This is a genomic window from Methylorubrum sp. POS3, from assembly GCF_043352485.1.
Lineage (GTDB): Bacteria > Pseudomonadota > Alphaproteobacteria > Rhizobiales > Beijerinckiaceae > Methylobacterium > Methylobacterium suomiense.
In genome coordinates, this window is the sequence record NZ_JAPRBT010000001.1 from 3,694,997 (window position 1) to 3,714,538 (window position 19,542).

Here is a 19,542-nt window from a genome sequence, read left to right on the forward strand (position 1 = left end):
CATCGCCGGTTCTGTATACGCGAGGCGAGGCCGATGGTGGCGTGGCGGAACGAGCGGGCGGCGCGGGATGCCCGCCTTGAGGCGGGCCGGGCCTTCGCCGACGGCAAGGTCGTCGCGGCCGGATCCGTCACCGACCTGCTCGAAGCGGTTCTGCGCCCCGGCGACCGGGTCTGCCTGGAGGGCGACAACCAGAAGCAGGCCGATTGTCTCGCTCGCGGCCTGGCGGCCTGTGACCCGGCCCGTATCCACGATCTGCACATGGTCCAGTCGGGCATCGTGCTGCCCGAGCATCTCGATGTGTTCGAGACCGGCGTGGCGCGCCGCCTCGACTACTCGTATTCGGGCCCGCAAGGGGCGCGCATCGCCCGCATGCTCTACGGCGGCCAGATCGCGCTCGGCGCGGTGCACACCTATCTCGAGCTCTTCGCCCGCTACTTCGTCGATCTGACGCCGCATGTCGCGCTGATCGCGGGCGTCTCGGCGGACCGCGACGGCAACCTCTATACCGGCCCCAACACCGAGGACACGCCCACCGTCGTCGAGGCGACCCATTTCAAGAACGGGCTCGTCATCGCCCAGGTCAACGAGATCGTCGAACGGGTGCCCCGTGTCGACATCCCCGGCGACCGCATCGATTTCGTGGTGGAGGCCGACAAACCGTTCTACGTCGAGCCGCTCTTCACCCGCGATCCGGCGGCGATGACGGAGACGCAGATCCTCATCGCCATGATGGCGATCAAGGGCATCTATGCCGAGTACGGCGTGCGCCGCCTCAATCACGGCATCGGCTTCGGCACGGCGGCGATCGAGCTGCTGTTGCCGACCTATGGCGAGCGGTTGGGGCTCAAGGGTCAGATCGCGACCCATTGGGCGCTCAACCCGCATCCGACCCTGATCCCGGCGATCGAGTCGGGCTGGGTGACGCAGGTCCACTGCTTCGGTTCGGAAGTTGGCATGGACCGCTACATCCGCGAGCGGCCCGACGTGTTCTTCACGGGCTCCGACGGGTCCCTGCGCTCGAACCGCGCCTTCTGCCAGACGGCCGGACTCTATGCCTGCGACATGTTCATCGGCGCGACGCTGCAGATCGACCTGATGGGCCATTCCTCCACCGTGACGCAGTCGCGGGTGGCGGGCTTCGGCGGTGCGCCGAATATGGGCTCGGACCCGCACGGGCGCCGCCACCCGTCCGAGACCTGGATGAAGGCCGGGCGGGAGGCGCAGATCGTGGGCGATCCGGCGCTCATGCGCGGGCGCAAACTCGTGGTGCAACTCGTCGAGACCTTCGGCGAGGGATTGGTGCCGACCTTCGTCGAGCGGCTCGACGCGATGGAGCTGGCGCGCAAGACCGGTCTCGAACTCGCCCCCGTCATGATCTACGCCGACGACGTGACCCACATCGTCACGGAAGAGGGCATCGCCAACCTTCTCCTCTGCCGCGACGCCGACGAGCGCGAGCAGGCGATCCGCGGCATCGCCGGTTACACCGAGATCGGCCGGGGCCGCGATCGGGCCAAGGTCGAGGCGCTGCGCGCCCGCGGCGTGATCCGGCGGCCGGAGGATCTCGGCATCTCGCCGCTCGACGCCGACCGTTCCATGCTCGCCGCGCGCTCGATCAAGGACCTGGTCCACTGGTCGGGCGGCCTCTACGAGCCGCCCGCGAAGTTCCGGAACTGGTGAGCACCCGTGCCGCCCCTGGCCCCACCCTCCCCCCTCATCCTGAGGTGCCGCGAAGCGGCCTCGAAGGAGGGCTCCAGGGATCGTCGAGCGCACTGGAGTCCTCCTTCGAGGCTCCGCCTTTGGCTACGCACCTCAGGATGAGGTGATCTGTTCGGATCGAACAACGTTCTCTCGGAGCCCCGATGGAATCCCTGACCTTCCGCCACACGACCCAGAAGGCCCTCGCCGGCACGAAGCGCGAGGCGATCACCGGCGTCGTGGCCTCGGGCAATCTCGAAGTGTTGCTGGAGCGCGTCCTGGCGCCGGATGCCTGCGAGATCGCGATCGAGACCGCAATCAACGGGTATGGCGACGTCTGGGAGGCGGTGGTGGCCGATTTCGTCGCCCGCGCCCAGCCGGGGGGGCTGCGCATCAGCATCAACGACGGCGGCGCCCGCCCCGACACCGTGTCCCTGCGCCTGCTCCAGGGCGTGCGCCTGATGGAGGACTGAGATGGCCGTGACTTCGGCTTCTGCCGACCCGACGCGGCTGAGCTGGTACGAGGCCTCCGCCCGCCAGCGCGTCGCCGCCCTTCTCGACGCGGACACGTTCCAGGAATTCGTCGGTCCGGCCGAACGGGCGATGAGTCCGCACCTGCCGCTGTTCGAGCTGCCGCGCGCCTTCGACGACGGCATCATCGTCGGCCGGGGGCGCCTCGACGGCAGGCCGGTTCTGGTCGCCGCGCAGGAGGGCCGCTTCATGGGCGGGGCCTTCGGCGAGGTGCACGGCGCCAAGCTCGTCGGCTTGCTGCGCGCCGCCGGGGCGGTGACGCCCGCGGCCGTCCTGATCCTGTTCGACACCGGCGGCGTGCGGCTGCAGGAGGCCAATGCCGGCGAGACCGCCATCGCCGAGGCGATGCGGGCGATCGCGGAGGTCCGCGCCGCCGGGATTCCGGTGATCGGCCTGATCGGCGGGCGGGCCGGGGCCTATGGTGGCGGTGGCCTCATCGCCGGCACCTGCGCCCGGCTCGCCGTCTCGGAAGGGGGCCGCATCTCGGTCTCGGGCCCGGAGGTGATCGAGACCAACAAGGGCGCGGAGGAGTTCGATTCCCGCGACCGGGCGCTCGTGTGGCGCACCATGGGCGGGAAGCACCGTCGCCTCACCGGCGGCGCCGATGCCTATGTCGCCGACACGGTCGCGGCGTTCCGTCAGGCCGCCCTCGCTCTGATCGACCGGGCGCCCGCCTTCGAGCTGGCGACGCTGGAGGCCGAGCAGGCGCGGCTCGAAGCACGCCTCGCCCGTTTCGGTGCGTGCCGGGACGGAGTCGAGATCTGGGCGCGGCTCGGGGTCAACGACCCCGACGCCGTCCCCGCCATGACCGATGCCGCCTTCGCCGAGACGGTGGCCGGCGTGCCGGAGGCTTCGCACGATGCCCGCTAAGATGCCGCTCGACGCCATCCTCGCCGCCCTGTTCCCCGCCGGCCATGCCGTGACGGTGGCGGAGGGCCTGATCACCGGAGAGGGTCCGTTCGGCGACGGCCGCCTCGTCGTCGTCGGGATCGACGGCGACACCGCGCTCGGCGTCGAGGGCGCGCTGGCGCTCTCCCGCGCCGTGCTCGACGCGGTGAAGGCCGGCGAAAGCTCGGGTTCCCGGGCGCCGATCCTGGTCGCGGTCGATTCCGACAGCCAGCGGATGAGCCGGCGCGACGAACTGCTGGGATTGAACGAGTGTCTCGCGCATCTGGCGAAGGCGCTGCTGCTCGCCGATCACCTCGGCCACCCGACCGTGGGATTGATCTACGGCCACTCGGCGGCCGGCGCCTTCATCGCGACGGCCCTCGCGACCCGCGTGCTCGCCGCCCTGCCGGGGGCGGATCCGAGCGTGATGGATCTGCCCTCGGTCGCCCGCGTCACCAAGCTGCCGCTGGAGAAACTGGAGGCCATGGCGGCCTCGACCCCGGTCTTCGCGCCGGGTCTCGACAACATGGTGGCGACGGGGGCGGTGCACGCCGTGCTCGACCCCGGGCAGCCCCTCGATGCGCAGCTGCGCGCCCTGATCGCCGATCTGCCTCCGGGGGATATCCGCGACCGCCTCGGCCGCGAGCGCGGCGGGCGCCCGGTGGCGCAGGTCATCGCCGAGCGGGTGGTGTCGCAGGCTCGCGGTACCTGACCGCATGTCCAACTCGCACCCTCACCTTGAGGAGCCGCAACGCAGCCTCGAAGGAGGCCTCCAGGGTTCGCGCGATCTGCCGGAGCCCTCCTTCAAGGCGACGCTTCGCTTCGCATCTCAGGATGAGGGTGCGGAACGGATCGACGTCCTGGGCCTTCGTCGACACGCTCTCGTCCGGGTCGATCCCGCCGCTTGGGCCACTCTCCTCGCCGATCGCCCCGATCTCGCGGGCGTGCCGATCCTTGCCGGTTGGGCCGAGGCCGGGTGGCCGTTGATCGTGCGCCGCTTCTCGCCCGGCGAGGATCGGGCGCGGGTGCCGCTCGGCCTGCCGCTGCCGCCGGCCCTCGGCAAGCGCCGCGTCGGTGTCCTTCTGCCCGTGGACGTTCTCGCCCCGTGCCCGGCGCCGAGTCTGGCCGAAGCCCGCACCGCCGCCCCGCTTGCGTGGCACTCGACCCTCGACGCGCTGGTCGCCCTCGGCGCCCGCCACGGCCTCGTCCCGCGCCCCTTCGGCGCCCTGCTGTGGCAGGCGCTGACCGGCCTCCCCTACCTCACGTCGACCTCGGATCTCGACTTGCTCTGGCCGCTCGCGGGACTGCTGCCGGACACATTCCTCGATGCGCTCGCCACCCTGGCTGCGGCGGCACCGATGGTCATCGACGGGGAGATCGTCCTGGCCGATGGCGGTGGGGTGCAGTGGCGGGAGTGGCATGGGGCCGGCGCCGGATCCGTGCTGGTCAAATATTGCGATCGGCTGGAGATGCGGTCCGCGGGGCTGTCTCTGAGCCTGCCCGAAGGGCTCGTCCCATCAAACCCCCTCATCCCGAGGTGCTGCGAAGCAGCCTCGAAGGAGGGCTCCAGAGATCACGGAGACATCGGGAGTCCTCCTTCGGGGCTTCGCTTCGCGGAGCACCTCAGGATGAGGGCGGGGATGGGAGAGATCGAAGCATCGCTTCTGTGCGAGGTCGCTTCGCCAGAGGGCACGCCACCATGAGCGCCCTCCCCGCCCACCCCGAACCCGCCCTCTGCGATCCGGCCGCGCTCGCCCGCTTCGCGGTCGAATCCCTGCGGCTCGAACTCGACACCTATCCGAAACCGGGTCTCGTCAGCCCTGTCGATAGCGGCAGTCACACCGACATGGACGCCGCCACCTTCGCGGCGAGCGCGGCGGCGCTCGAACCGCATTTCGCCGCCCTCGCCCAGGCCGGAGCGCGGGGCGTCGGCATGGAGGGCCTGCGCCGCATCGGTCTCGACGCGGAGGCCGCGATGCGACGGGCGACCGGCGGCGTGAACACCCATCGGGGCGCGATCTTCGGCCTCGGCCTGCTGGTCGCGGCGGCGGGGGCCCTCGGGACGCCGGGGCACCCCCTCACCCCGGAGGCGCTCGGCGCCCATGTGCGCACCCGCCACGCCCGCGCCATCCTCGACGGGCCGGTGCTCCTGCACGCCCCCGGTGCCCGGGTGCGCCGCCGGTACGGCGTCGGCGGAGCGCCGGCGGAAGCCGCCGCCGGCTTCCCGACCCTCTACCGCGTCGGCCTGCCGGCCCTGCGCCGCGGGCGTCGCGTCCGGCCCGGCGACGACGAGGCCGCCCGGGTCGAGGCCTGCCTGGCCCTCATCGCCGCGCTCGACGACACCAATTTGCTCCATCGCGGCGGCGAGGCCGGCGCCCGCTTCGCCCGCGCGGAGGCCGCCGCCTTCATCGAGGCCGGCGGTGTGGCCCGCGGCGATTGGAAGACCCGCGCGGAGGCCTTGCACCGCGCCTTCGTCGCCCGTCGCCTCAGCCCCGGCGGCGCCGCCGACCTCCTGGCCATGACCCTGTTCGTCGATCGGCTGGAGCGTCCGGCGTGACCCTCGCGCTCCTCCTCTCCGGCCAGGGCGGACAGCATCCGGCGATGTTCGACCTCACGCAGGTGCGTCCGGAGGCGCAGGCGGTGTTCGCGGCGGCCCGGCCGCTGCTCGGGGGCGAGGATCCGCGCGATCTCGCCGCGACCGGCGGAGGGCGCCTGCACGAGAACCGCACCGGGCAGATCCTGTGCTGCACCGCCGCGCTCGCCGCCTGGGCGGTGATCGCGCCGCGCGCGGGGCGCTCGATCGTGGCGGGCTACAGCATCGGCGATCTCGCCGCCTGGGGCGTCGCCGGGCGTCTCGCGCCGGAGGCCGTGTTGCGCCTCTCCGCCCGCCGCGCCGAGGCGATGGATGCGGCCTCCGGCGAGGGCTTCGGCCTCGCGGGCATTCGCGGCCTGCCCCTCGAGACGATCCGGACCCTGGCGGAGCGCCATGGCGCCGATCTCGCCATCCGCAACGCGCCGGAGAGCGGGGTCGTCGGCGGCCCGCGCGCCGCCCTCGACGCACTCTGCGCGGAGGCCCTCGCCGCCGGCGCCCAGCGCGCCGTGGTGCTGCCGGTGCACACGCCCTCGCACACGCCGCGCCTCGCGGCCGCCGCCGAGGCGTTCGCCGCCGCGCTCGCTGGGGAGAGCCTGCAGCGCCCGCCCCCCGGCGCGCCGCGCCTGCTGAGCGGCCTCGACGGGGCGCCCGTGTTCGATGCGGGGCGGGGCCTCGACAAGCTGGCGCGCCAGATCGCGCAGACCATCGACTGGGCCGCCTGCCTCGACGCCTGCCGCGAGTTCGGCGCCGAGCGCGTGATCGAACTCGGTCCCGGCCACGCCCTCGCCACCATGGCCCGCGCGGCCCTGCCGGATGCGCGGGTCCATGCCCTGGAGGATTTTCGGACGGCCGACGGGTTGCTCGCTTGGATCGGCTAGAGCATCGTGTCGGATATCGGATCCGGAACGATGCTCTCGGTTATTGTGACGCATCGGCTTTTTTCGAAAGCCGGCTCCCACCTTTCGGGCCGATGCTCTAGGCATCGGCCGGCTCTTCAACGAAGCCGATGCGGCACCGGATCTTGGAGAACCGTCCTGGATCCGAAACCCAGGGCGCTTCACTCGGCCCGAGCGCCGCCTTCAGCCCGCGGGTTTCCTCAACCCGCGCCCGAGCCGGGCCGCGAAGAGGCCGGTGGCGACGAGCAACAGACCCACCGCGGCGAGGGCATGGTCGAACCGGCCGGTCGCGTCCCGGATCCAGCCCATCAGGGCGGGGCCGACGAAGCCGCCGAGCCCGCCCACCGCGTTGACGAGGGCGATGCCGCCGGCTGCCGCCCGGGCATCGAGAAGCGTGGTCGGCAACGTCCAGAAGGTCGGAAGCGCGGCGAACACGCCCATGCTCGCCGCGCTGAGCGCCAGAATCGAGACCAGAGGGCCCGGTGCTTGGCTCGCCATCACGAGGGCGATCCCGGCCAGGATCGCCGGCCCGCCGGTGTGCCACGCCCGTTCGCCGGTCGCGTCCGAACGCCGGGTCCAGGGCACCATCACGACGGCGGCGGCGCAATAGGGCAGCGCGCTGACGAGGCCGGTGGCGAGGGGGGCGAGGCCGAATCCCGCGACGATCTGCGGGAGCCAGAGGCCGACGGCGTAGAGCCCGGTGCTGAGCCCAAAATAGACCAGCGCCAAGCCCAGCAGGCGCGGCTGCCGCAGCGCTGACAATCGCGATCCCCGCCGATGATCCCGGGGCTCGGCCGCATCCGGTCGCGCATCCGCGGCGAGGCGCGCCGCGAGCGCGGTCCGCTCGGCCGGCGTCAGCCATGCGGCATCCGCCGGCCGGTCGGTCAGCACGGTGAGCGTCAAGACGCCGAGGACGAGGCTCGGCGCCGCCTCGATCAGGTAGAGCCATTGCCAGCCGGCAAGCCCGAGCGCGCCGTCGGTCGCGGTGAGGATCAGGCCCGAGACCGGGCCGCCGACCGCCGCCGAGAGCGGCACCGCCACCATGAAGGTCCCGATGATCCGCCCCCGCTGCTCCGCGGGAAACCACAGGGTGAGATAGAGAATGATGCCGGGGAAGAACCCGGCTTCCGCCAAGCCCAGCGCGAGGCGCGCGAGAGAGAACGTGGTCTCGCCCGTGACGAAGGCGGTGGCCCCCGAGATGAGCGACCACGTCACCATGATCCGCGCGATCCAGAGCCGCGCCCCCACCCGCTCCAGGATCAGATTGCTCGGAATCTCGAAGGCGACGTAGCCGAGAAAGAACAACCCCGCGCCGAAGCCGTAGGCGGAGGCCGACAGGCCGAGGTCGCGGTTCATCGTGAGCGCGGCGAAGCTCACGTTCACCCGGTCGAGATAGGCGCAGAAGTAGCACAGCATCAGGAACGGCAGCAGCCGGCGCGCCGCCTTGCGGGACGCCGCACCGGCCGTGTCCGTGCCGGCGGCGGCCGACCCTGCTTGCAGCGGGACGGGCTTCACGCCGTTCTGACGCGTTTCGATCGCCGGGTCGGTGCCTCGTCCGCGACGGTGCCGTCCTGCGGCGCGTCCGAATCGGTCTGAGCCTTCGGGCGCGGACCCGGACGGGCGGTGATGAAGTCACCCTTGCGCAGGGCCTCGCCGCTCGACACCATCATGCTGAGATAGGAAGCGAGGGTGTTCGGGGCGATGTCGGGCAGGCGTCGGGCGATCTCGGCCTGCGACAGACCCTGCGGGCCCGCATTCTCCAGGACCGTTCTCAGGCGCCCCTTGGCGGAATTCGCGCGCGGAATGCGACTCACCCGTCCGGTTCGGGCCTCGCGGGGCGCCTCGTCGCGGGGAGCGTCGTCACCGCCGCCGGAGTCGGCCTGCGGCATCGCCGCGATGGGCTCACTCGGGGGCGTGCCCTCGACGATGGCGGCCAAGGAGCGCTCGGCGAGACGCAACTTGCTCAACTCCTCCGAGATCCGATCGGACTGGCTCTGAAGATCGGCCAAGCGACGACGGATGTCCGTCAGCGTGGCCGCGAGCATGTCCCCTTCGATCATCGGAGAAATTAACCTCTGTTATAATCTGTTCCTCTCACCCATAAAGCGACCGGCGTCAATTCTCCGCCGAGAGGGGACGGCGGACAACCTCTCGCTCCGGTGCCGATCTGGAATCGATGGGCACCGCCGGCTCGGCTCATCGCCGCTCGCGGCCGGGACACGGAACGTCAGTCGAAGAACGCGCCGCCCGCCCGCTGGCCGACGGCGATCTGGATCAGGCCAGCCCGTGAGCCGACGCCGAGCTTCGCCCGCATGGTCGCGCTGGCATTGACGATGGTGCGGTAGCTCACCGAGAGGGCGCGGGCGATGGCCTCGTAGGACTTGCCCTGGCTCATCAGCGAGAGGATCTGCAATTCGCGGGCGCTCAGGGTAGCGAGGGGCGCCGGCCGTGCGCTGCGGTCGAGCATCGCCACTTCCGTGGCGAGGGCGTGCGGAAGCGAGCTGCGCCCGGCGCGCACCGACGCCAACGCCTCCAGGAACGTCGCGCTGCCCGCATCCTTCAGCGCGAAACCCAGGGCGCCGCCTTCCAGCGCGCGGGCGACGACGACGGGATCGGCATGCATGCTGAAAGCGAGGATGCGCGCCTCCGGCTCCAGGGCCTTGATGCGGCGGATCAGCGACAGGCCGGACAAACCGCTGCCCTCGAAGCTGAGATCGGCCACGACGAGGCCGGGCCGGTGGCGGTGGAACAGCCGATAGGCCGAGACGACGTCGCTCGCCTCGTGGACCGTCGAGAAACCGGCGGTCTCGGCGAGCCGGCGCAGGCCGCTCAGCACGATCGGATGGTCGTCGGCGATCAGCAGAGCATCGGGCTCGCGCGCCACAGCATTGATACGGCCGGTGACGGAAGCGCCGGTATTGGCGGCCGCACGCCCGAGGGCACCCGTCACGGCGGCCGGCGTGGCAGGCCCGAGGGCGGGGCGGATCGCGGCATGGGCGGCGGAGAGGGCGACATCCATCGGAGCGAACTGGGCGGCAGGTTCGGAGGAGGGAGCGGCGGCGACGGGTTTGCGGAGGGTCACGGAGCGGCTGGCTTCTCGCGGGAGGCAAGCTGGGCCAGGGCGCCGTCATGGTCGGCCCCCTGGGCACGGGCGTTGTAATAGTGCTGAACCATCTCGCCGTAGAGGCTCTTGTGGCGTCCCCGCGGCAACGCGATGCCGCCGAGGCCGTCGATCAGGCTGCGATAGGATTCGGTCTTGCCGATCTCGGCGAGCATCTGGCCGAGCTGAACGGTGCGATTGGCCATCATGCGCGGATCCTCGACGAAGCCGGTCCGGGCCGTTTTGAGCGAGGCGCGCATTGCCGCGACCTCGGGGGCGTCGTCGGGGAGCGGATGCCCCGCTTCGCGGCCGGCGAGCCAGCGGGCCGGATCGGTGCCGTCGGTCGGGGTGAGCCAACCGGGGAGGTCGTTCTCGGCGGTGCGGGCGACCACCGATTGGCTCTCCTCGCGGGGCTCCTCGCTGCCGCAGGCGGCGAGCAGCAAGGTCGTGAGGAGGAAAGCGCGCCTCATCGGCCGCCCTCCCCCGACGGATGTCCCGGGGCATCTTTGACGGTGACGAGACTGCGCGGCCCCTCGGCCACGGGAACCCGGGCGACCGCCTGGAGCGTGGCGAGGTCGATCACCGTCACGTCGTCGGAGAACCAGTTGGCCACGTAGGCCCTCGGTGCTGCGCCTGTCTCCGTCGCCACGATTCCCTCGGGATAGCGCCCGACGCCGACCGTCGCCGTAATCGTCAGGGACGCCGCGTCGAGCACGGTCACGGTCCCGGCGCCCTGGTTGGTCACCAGCACCCGTGCCCCGTCGGGGCTCACGGCGACACCGTAGGGCATGGCGCCCGCCGGCACCGTCGCGATCGGTTTCAGCCCAGCGGTGTCGATCACCGTGAGATCGTTGCTGCGCACGTTGCCGACGTAGAGGCGGCTTTCCGCCGGGTCGAGCGCCAGGGCGAAGGGTGCCTCGCCGACGGGAATCGTCGCGACGCGCTCCATCCGGGCGGCATCGATCACGCTGACCTGCCGGCTCTCCCGGTCGGCGACGAACAGGCGCCCGGCCCGGTCGAGGACGAGATGGGCCGGATCGCGCCCGGTGGGGGCCGAAGCCTCGACCCGGCCATCGGCGGCGGCGATCCGGTCGACCCGGTGGCCCGACCAGTCGGTGGCGAACACGGTCCTGCCGTCCGGTGCGGCCGCGAGGCCGAAGACTTGGCCGGCATAGGGCAGGCGCCGCAGCACGCGGCCCGACGCGGCCTCGGCCACCGTGATCGCGTGCCCGTCGGGATGGCTGAGGAACAGAAATCCCCCGCCCGCCGCGACCGTGGCCGGGGCCGCCGACACGGGGGTCGGGTCGGCGACCGTCCCGGCGCCCGCCTCGATCCGCGACAGCCGGGCGCCCTGCTGGCTCACGACCCAGACCGTGCCGGCCCAGGCGGGTCCGCTGCCGCCGAGGAGAAGAAGCGCGACGAGAAGCTGCGCCGGCCCGGTCATTGCGTGGCCTTGCCCCCCTCCGCGGCGGCCTTGAGGCCCTTGAGCCCTTCCGCGAAGAAGCGGTTCATCGCCTCGCGGCCGGCCTCGTCGCTGAGCGTGTCCGGTGGCTCGTTGCCGGTGTCGCCGCGGTAGAACCGGCCCATCCACTCGACCTTGGCGCCGTCGCCGTCGGGTGAGACCGTGAGGGTGGCCGAGTAGGAGGAGACCGGCAGCGCCTTCAGATCCGGCTCGCCCGACATGCGATAGGAATAGCTCCGCGCCTCCCCTTTCCACTCGTCCAAGCCCTCCTTCAGCGTGCCGCCGGTCTTCAGCGTCAGGGTGCGGCCGGCGCCCTCCTTGTTGCCGCCCTCGCCCGTGGCCTTGGCGACGCCCGGGTGCCACCGGCCGATGCCGGCGAAATCGCCCGCGACCTTCCAGACCGCGTCGGGGCTCGCCTTGATCGCGATCGATTGGCTCACCTTCTGCGGGGTCGGGCCGTGGGCGAGCGCCATTGTGGCAGCGAGCGCCAGAGCAAAGGCCGCTGGACGAGCGAGGTGGGAGAGACGCATGCGTTACATCCTGCTGGGGCGAAGGAAGCGGGCCGGAACCAGGCCCGCCAGGAAGGCCGACAGCGCCAGCGCCAGGGCGAGCCCGCCGAGAAGGGGCCGCGGGTCGATCTGACCGGGGAGCGGCCGGGGCGTCGCGGCTGGGCCGAGCGCGGCGGCGAGGCTGTCCGGCCCGTCGAGATGGGCGTAGGTCAGCCCGGTCTGGGCGGCGAGGGCCTTGAGATGCGGCTCGCGTACGGACGAGAGGTGCTCGGTGCCCTTGGCCGCGGAGGCACCGAACGGTGCGTTGCGCGGATTGTAGCCCTCGCGCGATTCCGCATCCGCCGGAGGAGGGCCGAAGCGGTTCTCCTGGCTGACGTCGGTTTCGCCGAAGAAGCCGGCTTCGCGACCGCGATCGTTGTATTTCGGGATCGGCGACAGCCCGTATCCCCCGGCACCGACGATGAGGCCGCGCACGGCGCCCGGCCGCCCGTCGAAGGGGGGCAGACCGGTCGAGGGCAGCGGCGGCGTCTCCTGCCCGTCGGTGATGAAGAGGAGGTCGGTGTCGAGTTCGCCCGCCATGGCGATGGCCCGGTGCAGCCCGGCGCTGACGCGGCTGTCGCCCTCCCAGGCCATGCGCCAGTCGAGGCCGGCCAGCGCCCCGTCGAGGGGGGCGAAATCGGCGCAGACCTCGATCGGCGCGAACAGCAAGAACGGGCGCCTCTCGGTGAACAGAGCGAGGGCGAGGCGCGAGCCGCAGGGCAGTTCCGCCACCATCCGGCGCAGGGCAGCCTTGGCGATGTCGAGCCGACTCGCCGGTTTCCCCTCGAGCGCGTAGTCGCGCACGTTCATGCTGCCGGTGATGTCGACGACCGCGAGCACCGCGACCCCCGATCGGGTCAGCGCCACGGGTCCGGCGAGGGCGGCGGCGAGCGCGAGCGCGAGGGCGGCGGCGAGCGCCTGGAAGCGGCGGTCGCGCAGGTTCCTTCGGAGCGGCAGGTGGTGCAGCGGGTTCATCGGCCGCGATGTCTCGGGCCGCGATGTCATGGTCCACCCCTGGGCTGGCCGGGGATGTCGGTCCAGATCTGCTTCGGCTCGGCCTTCAGCTCGTCGCCGAACTTGCGATCGAATTCCGGGAAGTCGCGGATCAGCCGCGAGGCCACGTCGAAATTGAACTTCGCGTCCCAGAAATCCGGCCGGGCCTGGAGCGCCCGGCGGTAATCCTGGCGCGCTAGCGTCACCTGCGGGCCGGCCTTGTCGAGATCGCCCCGCCCGATCAGGTCGAAGGCTTTGCGCAGGCGGGCGTTGGCGAGCACGTACCGCGCCCGGGAAGCGGCGTCGGTGGCGCCGCGCCGGTCGAGGCTGTCCAGCAGCGGCTCGGCCTCGTCCAGCCGGTCGCGCGCCGCCAGGAACGTCGCTCGCGCGACCAGAAGCGCGGTGGGATCGTCCGGCGATACGATCTCGTCACGCCCCGCTTCCAACGCCGCGATCCGCGTGTTGGTCCGTGCGGCGTTCCAGGCCGAGACGCCCATCGCGACCGCGCCCGCCAACAGCAGGATCGGCAGGAGGACGAGCAGGTATGGCCGGATCGCCCGCCATCCGGTGCCGAGAATCGCGGTCAGGCCTCCGCGCCGGGAGGGGGCGGCTTGCAGGGGGATCGGTTGCGAGCGGGCGAGCGGCGTCATGCGGCGTTCCTCCGCTCCACCGGGTCTCGCTCCGTCGGCCGGGCCCGCGCGCTGTCGCCGCGCGGCGCGACCGTCCGGAAATCGGCCTCGGCGAGCTTGGCGAGAACGAGCAGGAACAGTCCGAAGGCGGCGAGCGCGTAGGCGGGGCCGGTGAGATCCCGGCGGGGTCGGATCTCGGTGTAGGGGATCGGATCGCGTTCCAGCGCCTCGATCTGGCGGACGGCGCCGGCCACGGCCTCGGCGCCCTCCGCCTCGAAGGCGCGATAGGGCACGCCGAGGCTCTTGAAGAACAGGTCGAGATGGCGCTCCGGCGCGGCCTGGGGCGTGTCCTCCCCCGCCGGTTTGTCGTGGATCGAGGGGGAGCCCTTGGTGCGCAGGAACAGCCAGTAGAGGTTCGGGCGTACCTTGGCGAACTCGGCCCGGAGCTGCGCCTGGATGCGCGGATCGATCACCGCCGCCCCGTCCGAGACCAGCAACAGCGCGCGGGACACGCCGGGCGCGGAGGGGCCGAACTGCGACAGCGCCATACCGAGCCCGCGCGCGACGTTGGTGTAGTCGAGTCCCGGACGGTCGATCGCCGCGATCGCCGCGCGCACGGCGTCGCGCCGGTCGGTCATCGGCATCACCAGCATCGGCGCCGTGGAGAAGGCGGTGACGGCGAAGAGATCGTGGGCGCGCTCGCCGACGAAGGCCCCGAGAATGCGGCGCGAGGCCGCCGCCTTCGATTCCTCCGCGCCCGAGGGCTGCCGGCCGGCGAAGGTCTCGTTCATGCTGCCCGAGCGGTCGATCAGCATCGAGATCTGGGCTCCGATGCCGGTGCGGGTCACGCTCTCGCCGGCTCGGTAGGGGCCGGCGAGAGCGAGGACGAGGCCGGCGAGCGCCAGGATGCCCGCGCCCGTCAACACGGCGTTCAAGGCCGCCGAGAGCGGGTCGGCGGGGGCGGCCGAGACCGCCGAGATCGCGCTGCGCCGGGTGGTCGAGCGCAGCAGCGGCAGCAGCGCCAGCGGCAGCAGCCAGAGGAGCCAGGGCGTCGCCACGCCGAGAGGCGGCAGGATCCCGCCCATTCAGGCGCTCCGTTCCGCGGCGGCGAGGCGGGCGAGCAGGGTCTCGATCTCGGGCAGCGGCAGGGTCCGGGCGGCGGCCTCCGTCTCCCGGCCGAAGAACGCGCGCCGCGACGCCGCGAAGAAGCGGGCAAGGTCGTCCGCCTGACCCCGGAAGGCGGGGTGCCGGTCGAGGAACAGCGGCAGATCGTCGGCGAGCACCCGGCGGCCGGCGGTGGCGTCGACGGCGCGGTGCAGGACGAGGAGCGCCTCGCGATCGCGCGCATCGCCCGCCGTCTTCCGCCGCATCCGGCGCAGGGCCTTGAGGCCGAGGGCGAAGGGCCGCCCGCGCCGGGGCGCGAAGATCCCCCATGCCCGGTCGCGGGCGAGCGGCACCAGGGCGAGGGCGGCGAGCGCCAGGAGGGTCAGGGCGGCGGCGGTCGCGGGGGTTGGATCGAGGCGCGGGGCGCGTCCGTCCGGGAGCAGGTACTCGGCCGGATCGTCGCGCCGTTCGGGCTGCACCTCGCGCAGGGGGGAGACGCCGAGCTTCCAGGCGGGCACTTGTACGGTCGCGGTGGTGAGCCCCTCTTGGCCGTCGCTCTGGATCGTCACAGGGAAGCCCGGCACTTCGAGGGTGCGGGAATCCAGCGCCGCGTAGAAGCTCTGATAGGTCAGGCGCAGGCGGATCAGGGTCGCGTCGCCCTCGCGCCGCTCCTCGACCGCGACCGAGCGCAGATCGAGCCAGTAGGTGACCGGGCCGGGCTTCGGCAGCGAGGGGCGCTGCAGCGTGAAACCGGGATCCACCCGGATGTCGGCCTGCACCGGAACGAGATCGCCGAGGAAGTAGCCGAAGGCGCGGGGCACCCGCAGCTCGACGCCGCGCACCTGCGCGAGCGCGGGCATCACCGCCGAAACGGCCGAGAGCAGGAGGGCGAGGAGGAGCGCGCGCATCGTCACGTCGTCAGCAGGTGACGGGTCAGCGCCTCCGCATCGAAGCGGTCGGCGAGCCGGAACGGGGGACGGGTGAAGGGCGCGCACAGGCTGCGCAGGGTCTCGATCCGGGCGGCCTCGCGCTCGCGCCAGCGGCGCCGGAGGGAGGGACGCAGGAAAACGAGCCGGCGGCCGGCGCCCTCCAGATCGTCGAGCTCGACGAGGCCGAAGGCCGGCAGCCCGTCCTCCTCGGCCGTGTCGGCGAGCAGCACCGGCGTCACGTCGTGGAGCGCCAGGGCGGAGAAGACCTGCGTGACCAGCGCCTCGGGCCAGCGGAAATCCGACACGAGGAAGACCAGCTTCGGCCGGCCCGCGAGGCGGCGCGCGACCTCCATCATCCCCTCGGCGCTCGTCCCCGCACAAGCGGCGTCGCCGATCCGGGCGGCGGCGAGCGTCGCCGCGGCACGATGGCGGGTGGCGGGCAGGTACAGCTCGTCGCGAAAGGCGCCATCGGCGGCCATGACACCGAAGCCGTCGCCGATCCGCGTGGCCGAGCGGGCCAGACCCGTGCAGAGCGCGGCGGCGAGGCCGAGCCGATCGGCCCGGCCGCGGAAGCGCATGGAGGCGGAGAGGTCGATCAGCGCGTAGGTCTCGACCGGGCTGCGCGCCTCGAACCGGCGCACCGCCACGCCCTCGAACGGATCCCGCAGGGAGGCGCGGATGTCGATGCGCCGGGCGTCCGGCAGGCGCAGGAAATTCACGGTGTCGCGAAACGTGCCGAGGCCCCCGGCGTCGCGTCCGCGATGGGCGCCGATCCGGTGGCCGCCCGGCCGCCAGCGCGGCCGATAAACGATGTCGGCTCCGTCTCCGGATCCGCTCACGGGGCCGGCACCGTGTCGAACACGGCCCGGATCAGCTCCGGCACGATCTCCGAGCGCCGCATCTCGTAGACGGGTTCGAGGAAGACGCGGTGCGCCATCACCTCGGGAAAGGCCGCGCGGATATCCTCCGGCACCAACCAGTCGCGCCCTTCGAGCCAGGCCCGGACGCGCGCGGCGCGAACCAGGAAGGCGACGCCGCGGGGCGAGGCGCCGCCCTGGACCAGCCGCTCCATATCGATCCCGGACAGGCGGATTCCCGCTGCGGCGGGGCGAACCAGCGCCTCCCACAGGTCGACGACGTAGCGCTCGATCGGGGGTTCCGCCCGTACGGCGTGCTGGATCGCCCGGGCGATGGCGCCGATGCGCGTGTGGTCGAGGACACCGGCGGCGACTTCCTCGGTGAGGCGGTCGGTGTCGTGGAAGCGGGGATCGAACACCAGGGCGCGGCGGGCTTCGACGTCGCGCGGGGCCTCCATGCCGATCTCCATGAGGAAGCGGTCGCGGGCGGCGGCCGGCAACTCGAAGGTCTCCTCGCGCTCGACCCGGTTGCGGTCGGCGAAGACCTGGAGATTGGGGAAGCGGTATTCCCGGTTGAACGCCGCGACGCTCCGCTCGGCCATGAGGCGCAGGAGCAGGGCGTGCACTTGGGGGCGCGCCCGGTTGATCTCGTTGAAGAAGAAGACCGACAGATCCTCGGCCTGCCGCAGCACCGGGCCGGGCTCGACCCGCGGGCGCCCGTCCTCGCCGAGATAGGTGTGGTAGATCAGGTCGGTGGGCATCATGTCGACCGTGCCCTCGACGCGCTCGTAGGCACCGCCCAGGCCCCGGGCGACGGCGCGCAGCAGCGTGGTCTTGCCGACGCCGACATCGCCTTCGAGCATGACGTGGCCGCGGGCGAAGATCGCGATGGTGACGAGGCGGATCGCCCGCTCCTGCCCGACCACCGCCTTGGCGATCTCGCGCTCGAAGCGCGTGGCGGCCTCCCGCCAATCGGTGAGCATCGCGTCGCCGGGGCGCAGGGTGTTCATTCGCCGGATGGGCCTTTTTCGTTCTTTCGAGCGCTGCGCGCATCCCCTCCCCCGCAACGGGGGGAGGGTTCAGAAGCGGCGGATCAGTTCGACGAAATCTTGCTGACGTCGTATTCCCACTTGCCGGTCTTCTTGAAGGCCTCGACGCGCTTCTTGTTGCGCTCTTCCATCTGCTTGATCGAATCGGCCTGCTTGTTCAGCTCCTTGGGGTCGTGCTTCGGATCGTACTTCGAGCCGGCGATCTTTTCGGGGAAGCCGGGCTTCGGCTCCCAGCAATTGCCCGGGGCCTTGCACTTGGTGCCGTCATAGGCGGCGGCCGGGGCGACGAAGCCGGCGGCGGCGATGACGGTCGCGGCGGCGATGAGCACGGTCTTCATGGTTTCCTCCGTTTTTTGATGCGTGTGTCGCGAGCGGTGACCCGCCCCCTCGATCGCGCCGGTCGAGAGCCGGCCCCGAACCCCGAACGGATCACTCCTCCAGCGGCTTGCACTGGCCCTTGGCGTCCTTCGGGATGACTTCGCCCTGCTTGTAGGGCGTGTAGTTCGCCTTCTGCTGGTCGTTGAGCCAGAGCGCGTCCTGCTTCGGCCCCGTGTAGAGGTGCCGGATCCAGGCGATGGTCTGGAGCATCTCGTCCGGCGTCAGGTTCTCGTTGTGCGGACCCATCATGCCGTTGGCGCCGCCGAAGATCGTGGCGAACAGGCCGACATCGGTCGTGTTGGACGGGTAGGTCCAGTAATTGTCGTTGAGGCCCGGCCCGAGCTTGCCCTCGGCCAAGTGCCCGTGGCAGCCGGAACAAGAGGTCGCGAACAGGCTCTCGCCATTCCTCAGGCAGGACTTGTCGTCGATGTAGAGGTTCTCGCCGGTCTCGAGGAACTTCTTCACCGCCGGGGTATCGCGGCCACCTTCCTTGCCCTGGCTGACGTCGAGGCTTTCCCCGGTCACCGTATTGCGGAACACGACACCCGATTGCGGGGCCGATTGCGGTTGCGCGAGGGCGGTCAAGCCTGCGGCGCCGAGGGTGAACAGGGCGGCAAACGCGGTTGCGGTCGTCGTCTTTCGCATCATCGGGCTGTTCGTCGTTTCCTGAGAGGGAGTTTTTTGGTGTTTCTTGATGTCGTCGCTCGGCTCGGCCCACCGGCCCCGCAGGGCCGACGGCCGCGCCGGTCAGTTCGAGACGGGGAGGACCGGAACGCCCTCCTCCTTCAGGATCGCCTCGATGCGGGGCTTCGCCTTGGCGATCGCGGCGTCGAGCGCGTCCTTGAGGGCGGTGTCGGCGCGGCGCACGCCCATGGCCTGGTCGAAGCTCTGCGGCATCTTCCGGCCGTCGCTGCGGAGGGTGTCGTCCGGCACCGGCGTCACGCGCAGCTTGGTCGAGGAATCGCGCACGTAGCGGGCGATGTCGGGCCCGAAGGCGACGGCGACATCGGCCTTGCCGGTCGCCACCTCGCTGACCATCCGGCCGGGATCGATCTGGGTGTACTGGTTCCGGGGCGCGCGGAAATTCACCAGCGAGTAGAGGTAGGCCATGTCCTCCTCGTAGCGGCCGATATCCTTGAGCATCGCCTCGCCGGGCGTGCCGAAGCCGACCACCATGTGGTCGATCTCCTTCAGCCGCGGATCGCTCCAGGACTTGATGTCGAGGTCGCGGTCGGCGCGGGTGATGAAGACGTAGCCGGAGCGGTAATAGGGCTTGGTGGTCAGCACGCGCTCGTCGTCGGCGTCCAACCCCACCACCACGTCGCAGGCGTTCTTCTCCAGGCCGTCGCGTACGAGGTAGATCGCGGGCTTGCCGATCCAGACGAACTGGGCCTTGCGGTCCATCGCCTCGGCGACGGCGGTGGCGATCTTGTTCTCCAGGCCCGACCCGTCCTTCATCGAGAGCGGCGGCTGCTCGGCGGCGCAGATGCGCAGCGAGCCGGGATCGGATTTCGCGGGGGTTTGGGCGGCCTTCTGATCCTGGGCCAGGGCGGGGCCGGCGAGACCCAGGAGGGCGGCCAGGGCGACAGCGTGGGCGGTCGCGCGGCGGCGTCCGTTCGCGAGCGGCATCGTTCGTTTCCTCTGGGATTCTTCTTGGGGTCGTCGTCCCGAAGGACGGTTCCGGTGCCGGCTTATGCTGCCGCGATCCGGTCTCGTTCGGCCGTTCCCCCGATGGTCGGAGGCGAGGCCGGAACGGCGCGGCGCCGAGGGGGAACGAGAGCCGCGCCGTCCTGGGAAGGTCCCTCTCCCCCGAAGGAGAGAGGGAGGGGGCGTCGCTCGCCTTACTTGGCGGCCGACTTCCACTCGCCGACATTCGGATCGTCGTAG

22 protein-coding genes are annotated in these 19,542 nt (G+C 71.7%); 7 read left to right on the forward strand and 15 right to left on the reverse strand.

Features of this window, described 5'->3' with window-relative positions:
- Nucleotides 1-33: 33 nt before the first annotated feature.
- From mdcA to OWC43_RS17105, 7 genes are all read left to right on the forward strand, one after another.
- Nucleotides 34-1,680, forward strand: coding sequence for a malonate decarboxylase subunit alpha (gene mdcA, locus OWC43_RS17075; protein WP_393957530.1), 1,647 nt, complete (start codon nt 34-36; stop codon nt 1,678-1,680).
- Nucleotides 1,681-1,862: 182 nt separating this feature from the next.
- Nucleotides 1,863-2,171, forward strand: coding sequence for a malonate decarboxylase acyl carrier protein (gene mdcC / locus OWC43_RS17080; RefSeq protein ID WP_393957531.1), 309 nt, complete (start codon nt 1,863-1,865; stop codon nt 2,169-2,171).
- 1 nt (nt 2,172) lies between these two features.
- Entirely contained in the window at nt 2,173-3,099 is a 927-nt protein-coding gene (locus OWC43_RS17085; protein ID WP_393957532.1) for a biotin-independent malonate decarboxylase subunit beta, read from the forward strand.
- A gap of 1 nt (nt 3,100) precedes the next feature.
- Entirely contained in the window at nt 3,101-3,829 is a 729-nt protein-coding gene (gene mdcE, locus OWC43_RS17090) for a biotin-independent malonate decarboxylase subunit gamma (RefSeq protein WP_393958580.1), read from the forward strand.
- A 4-nt stretch (nt 3,830-3,833) separates the two neighbouring features.
- The gene (mdcG, locus tag OWC43_RS17095; protein WP_393957533.1) at nt 3,834-4,820 is read left to right on the forward strand and encodes a malonate decarboxylase holo-[acyl-carrier-protein] synthase; all 987 of its coding nucleotides are present in this window, start codon (nt 3,834-3,836) and stop codon (nt 4,818-4,820) included.
- A complete protein-coding gene (gene mdcB / locus OWC43_RS17100; protein ID WP_393957534.1) occupies nt 4,817-5,674 on the forward strand; it encodes a triphosphoribosyl-dephospho-CoA synthase MdcB in 858 nt (285 codons plus the stop codon). Before mdcG ends, mdcB begins: the two co-directional genes overlap by 4 nt.
- Nucleotides 5,671-6,588 (forward strand): acyltransferase domain-containing protein, encoded by a 918-nt coding sequence (locus OWC43_RS17105; protein ID WP_393957535.1) that lies wholly within the window; start codon nt 5,671-5,673, stop codon nt 6,586-6,588. The genes mdcB and OWC43_RS17105 overlap by 4 nt, the downstream gene beginning before the upstream one ends.
- Nucleotides 6,589-6,789: 201 nt before the next feature.
- Here the strand turns inward: OWC43_RS17105 and OWC43_RS17110 are convergent, their stop codons facing one another.
- The 15 genes from OWC43_RS17110 to moxJ form a co-directional block, all read right to left on the reverse strand.
- Nucleotides 6,790-8,022, reverse strand: a complete 1,233-nt coding sequence (locus OWC43_RS17110) for an MFS transporter (protein ID WP_393958581.1) — start codon at nt 8,020-8,022, stop codon at nt 6,790-6,792.
- 95 nt (nt 8,023-8,117) lie between these two features.
- Nucleotides 8,118-8,666, reverse strand: a complete 549-nt coding sequence (locus OWC43_RS17115) for a hypothetical protein (protein ID WP_393957536.1) — start codon at nt 8,664-8,666, stop codon at nt 8,118-8,120.
- Between the two features lie 167 nt (nt 8,667-8,833).
- Entirely contained in the window at nt 8,834-9,499 is a 666-nt protein-coding gene (locus OWC43_RS17120; RefSeq protein ID WP_393958582.1) for a response regulator, read from the reverse strand.
- A 185-nt stretch (nt 9,500-9,684) separates the two neighbouring features.
- The gene (locus OWC43_RS17125; protein ID WP_393957537.1) at nt 9,685-10,176 is read right to left on the reverse strand and encodes an MxaH protein; all 492 of its coding nucleotides are present in this window, start codon (nt 10,174-10,176) and stop codon (nt 9,685-9,687) included.
- Complete coding sequence (locus tag OWC43_RS17130) at nt 10,173-11,150, reverse strand: YncE family protein (RefSeq protein WP_393957538.1); 978 nt, start codon at nt 11,148-11,150, stop codon at nt 10,173-10,175. The genes OWC43_RS17125 and OWC43_RS17130 overlap by 4 nt, the downstream gene beginning before the upstream one ends.
- On the reverse strand, nt 11,147-11,698 hold the full coding sequence (locus OWC43_RS17135; RefSeq protein ID WP_393957539.1) for an SRPBCC family protein: 552 nt from the start codon (nt 11,696-11,698) through the stop codon (nt 11,147-11,149). The genes OWC43_RS17130 and OWC43_RS17135 overlap by 4 nt, the downstream gene beginning before the upstream one ends.
- A gap of 3 nt (nt 11,699-11,701) precedes the next feature.
- On the reverse strand, nt 11,702-12,691 hold the full coding sequence (locus OWC43_RS17140; RefSeq protein WP_393957540.1) for a vWA domain-containing protein: 990 nt from the start codon (nt 12,689-12,691) through the stop codon (nt 11,702-11,704).
- A 26-nt stretch (nt 12,692-12,717) separates the two neighbouring features.
- Nucleotides 12,718-13,359 carry an MxaK protein gene (locus OWC43_RS17145; RefSeq protein WP_393957542.1) on the reverse strand — a complete coding sequence of 214 codons (642 nt, stop codon included), beginning with the start codon at nt 13,357-13,359 and terminating at the stop codon, nt 12,718-12,720.
- Complete coding sequence (locus tag OWC43_RS17150; RefSeq protein WP_393957543.1) at nt 13,356-14,423, reverse strand: vWA domain-containing protein; 1,068 nt, start codon at nt 14,421-14,423, stop codon at nt 13,356-13,358. The genes OWC43_RS17145 and OWC43_RS17150 overlap by 4 nt, the downstream gene beginning before the upstream one ends.
- Complete coding sequence (locus OWC43_RS17155; RefSeq protein WP_393957544.1) at nt 14,424-15,350, reverse strand: nonribosomal peptide synthetase MxaA; 927 nt, start codon at nt 15,348-15,350, stop codon at nt 14,424-14,426.
- Between the two features lie 2 nt (nt 15,351-15,352).
- Nucleotides 15,353-16,210, reverse strand: a complete 858-nt coding sequence (locus OWC43_RS17160; protein WP_393957545.1) for a DUF58 domain-containing protein — start codon at nt 16,208-16,210, stop codon at nt 15,353-15,355.
- Nucleotides 16,207-17,238 carry an AAA family ATPase gene (locus OWC43_RS17165; protein ID WP_393957546.1) on the reverse strand — a complete coding sequence of 344 codons (1,032 nt, stop codon included), beginning with the start codon at nt 17,236-17,238 and terminating at the stop codon, nt 16,207-16,209. Before OWC43_RS17165 ends, OWC43_RS17160 begins: the two co-directional genes overlap by 4 nt.
- Nucleotides 17,239-17,321: 83 nt before the next feature.
- Nucleotides 17,322-17,615: a methanol dehydrogenase [cytochrome c] subunit gene (locus tag OWC43_RS17170; protein ID WP_137831517.1), complete on the reverse strand. Its 294-nt coding sequence runs from the start codon at nt 17,613-17,615 to the stop codon at nt 17,322-17,324.
- A gap of 91 nt (nt 17,616-17,706) precedes the next feature.
- On the reverse strand, nt 17,707-18,303 hold the full coding sequence (moxG, locus tag OWC43_RS17175; RefSeq protein WP_137831518.1) for a cytochrome c(L), periplasmic: 597 nt from the start codon (nt 18,301-18,303) through the stop codon (nt 17,707-17,709).
- Between the two features lie 99 nt (nt 18,304-18,402).
- Complete coding sequence (moxJ, locus tag OWC43_RS17180) at nt 18,403-19,284, reverse strand: methanol oxidation system protein MoxJ (RefSeq protein ID WP_393957547.1); 882 nt, start codon at nt 19,282-19,284, stop codon at nt 18,403-18,405.
- Nucleotides 19,285-19,542 lie beyond the last annotated feature (258 nt).

Bases quoted from the DNA above. Each gene is read 5' to 3' on its own strand.
- mdcA (WP_393957530.1), top strand. From the start codon at position 34: ATGGTGGCGTGGCGGAACGAGCGGGCGGCGCGGGATGCCCGCCTTGAG.
- mdcC (WP_393957531.1), top strand. From the start codon at position 1,863: ATGGAATCCCTGACCTTCCGCCACACGACCCAGAAGGCCCTCGCCGGC.
- OWC43_RS17085 (WP_393957532.1), top strand. From the start codon at position 2,173: ATGGCCGTGACTTCGGCTTCTGCCGACCCGACGCGGCTGAGCTGGTAC.
- mdcE (WP_393958580.1), top strand. From the start codon at position 3,101: ATGCCGCTCGACGCCATCCTCGCCGCCCTGTTCCCCGCCGGCCATGCC.
- mdcG (WP_393957533.1), top strand. From the start codon at position 3,834: ATGTCCAACTCGCACCCTCACCTTGAGGAGCCGCAACGCAGCCTCGAA.
- mdcB (WP_393957534.1), top strand. From the start codon at position 4,817: ATGAGCGCCCTCCCCGCCCACCCCGAACCCGCCCTCTGCGATCCGGCC.
- OWC43_RS17110 (WP_393958581.1), bottom strand. From the start codon at position 8,022: ATGCTGTGCTACTTCTGCGCCTATCTCGACCGGGTGAACGTGAGCTTC.
- OWC43_RS17115 (WP_393957536.1), bottom strand. From the start codon at position 8,666: ATGATCGAAGGGGACATGCTCGCGGCCACGCTGACGGACATCCGTCGT.
- OWC43_RS17125 (WP_393957537.1), bottom strand. From the start codon at position 10,176: ATGAGGCGCGCTTTCCTCCTCACGACCTTGCTGCTCGCCGCCTGCGGC.
- OWC43_RS17130 (WP_393957538.1), bottom strand. From the start codon at position 11,150: ATGACCGGGCCGGCGCAGCTTCTCGTCGCGCTTCTTCTCCTCGGCGGC.
- OWC43_RS17135 (WP_393957539.1), bottom strand. From the start codon at position 11,698: ATGCGTCTCTCCCACCTCGCTCGTCCAGCGGCCTTTGCTCTGGCGCTC.
- OWC43_RS17140 (WP_393957540.1), bottom strand. From the start codon at position 12,691: ATGAACCCGCTGCACCACCTGCCGCTCCGAAGGAACCTGCGCGACCGC.
- OWC43_RS17145 (WP_393957542.1), bottom strand. From the start codon at position 13,359: ATGACGCCGCTCGCCCGCTCGCAACCGATCCCCCTGCAAGCCGCCCCC.
- OWC43_RS17150 (WP_393957543.1), bottom strand. From the start codon at position 14,423: ATGGGCGGGATCCTGCCGCCTCTCGGCGTGGCGACGCCCTGGCTCCTC.
- OWC43_RS17155 (WP_393957544.1), bottom strand. From the start codon at position 15,350: ATGCGCGCGCTCCTCCTCGCCCTCCTGCTCTCGGCCGTTTCGGCGGTG.
- OWC43_RS17165 (WP_393957546.1), bottom strand. From the start codon at position 17,238: ATGAACACCCTGCGCCCCGGCGACGCGATGCTCACCGATTGGCGGGAG.
- OWC43_RS17170 (WP_137831517.1), bottom strand. From the start codon at position 17,615: ATGAAGACCGTGCTCATCGCCGCCGCGACCGTCATCGCCGCCGCCGGC.
- moxG (WP_137831518.1), bottom strand. From the start codon at position 18,303: ATGATGCGAAAGACGACGACCGCAACCGCGTTTGCCGCCCTGTTCACC.
- moxJ (WP_393957547.1), bottom strand. From the start codon at position 19,284: ATGCCGCTCGCGAACGGACGCCGCCGCGCGACCGCCCACGCTGTCGCC.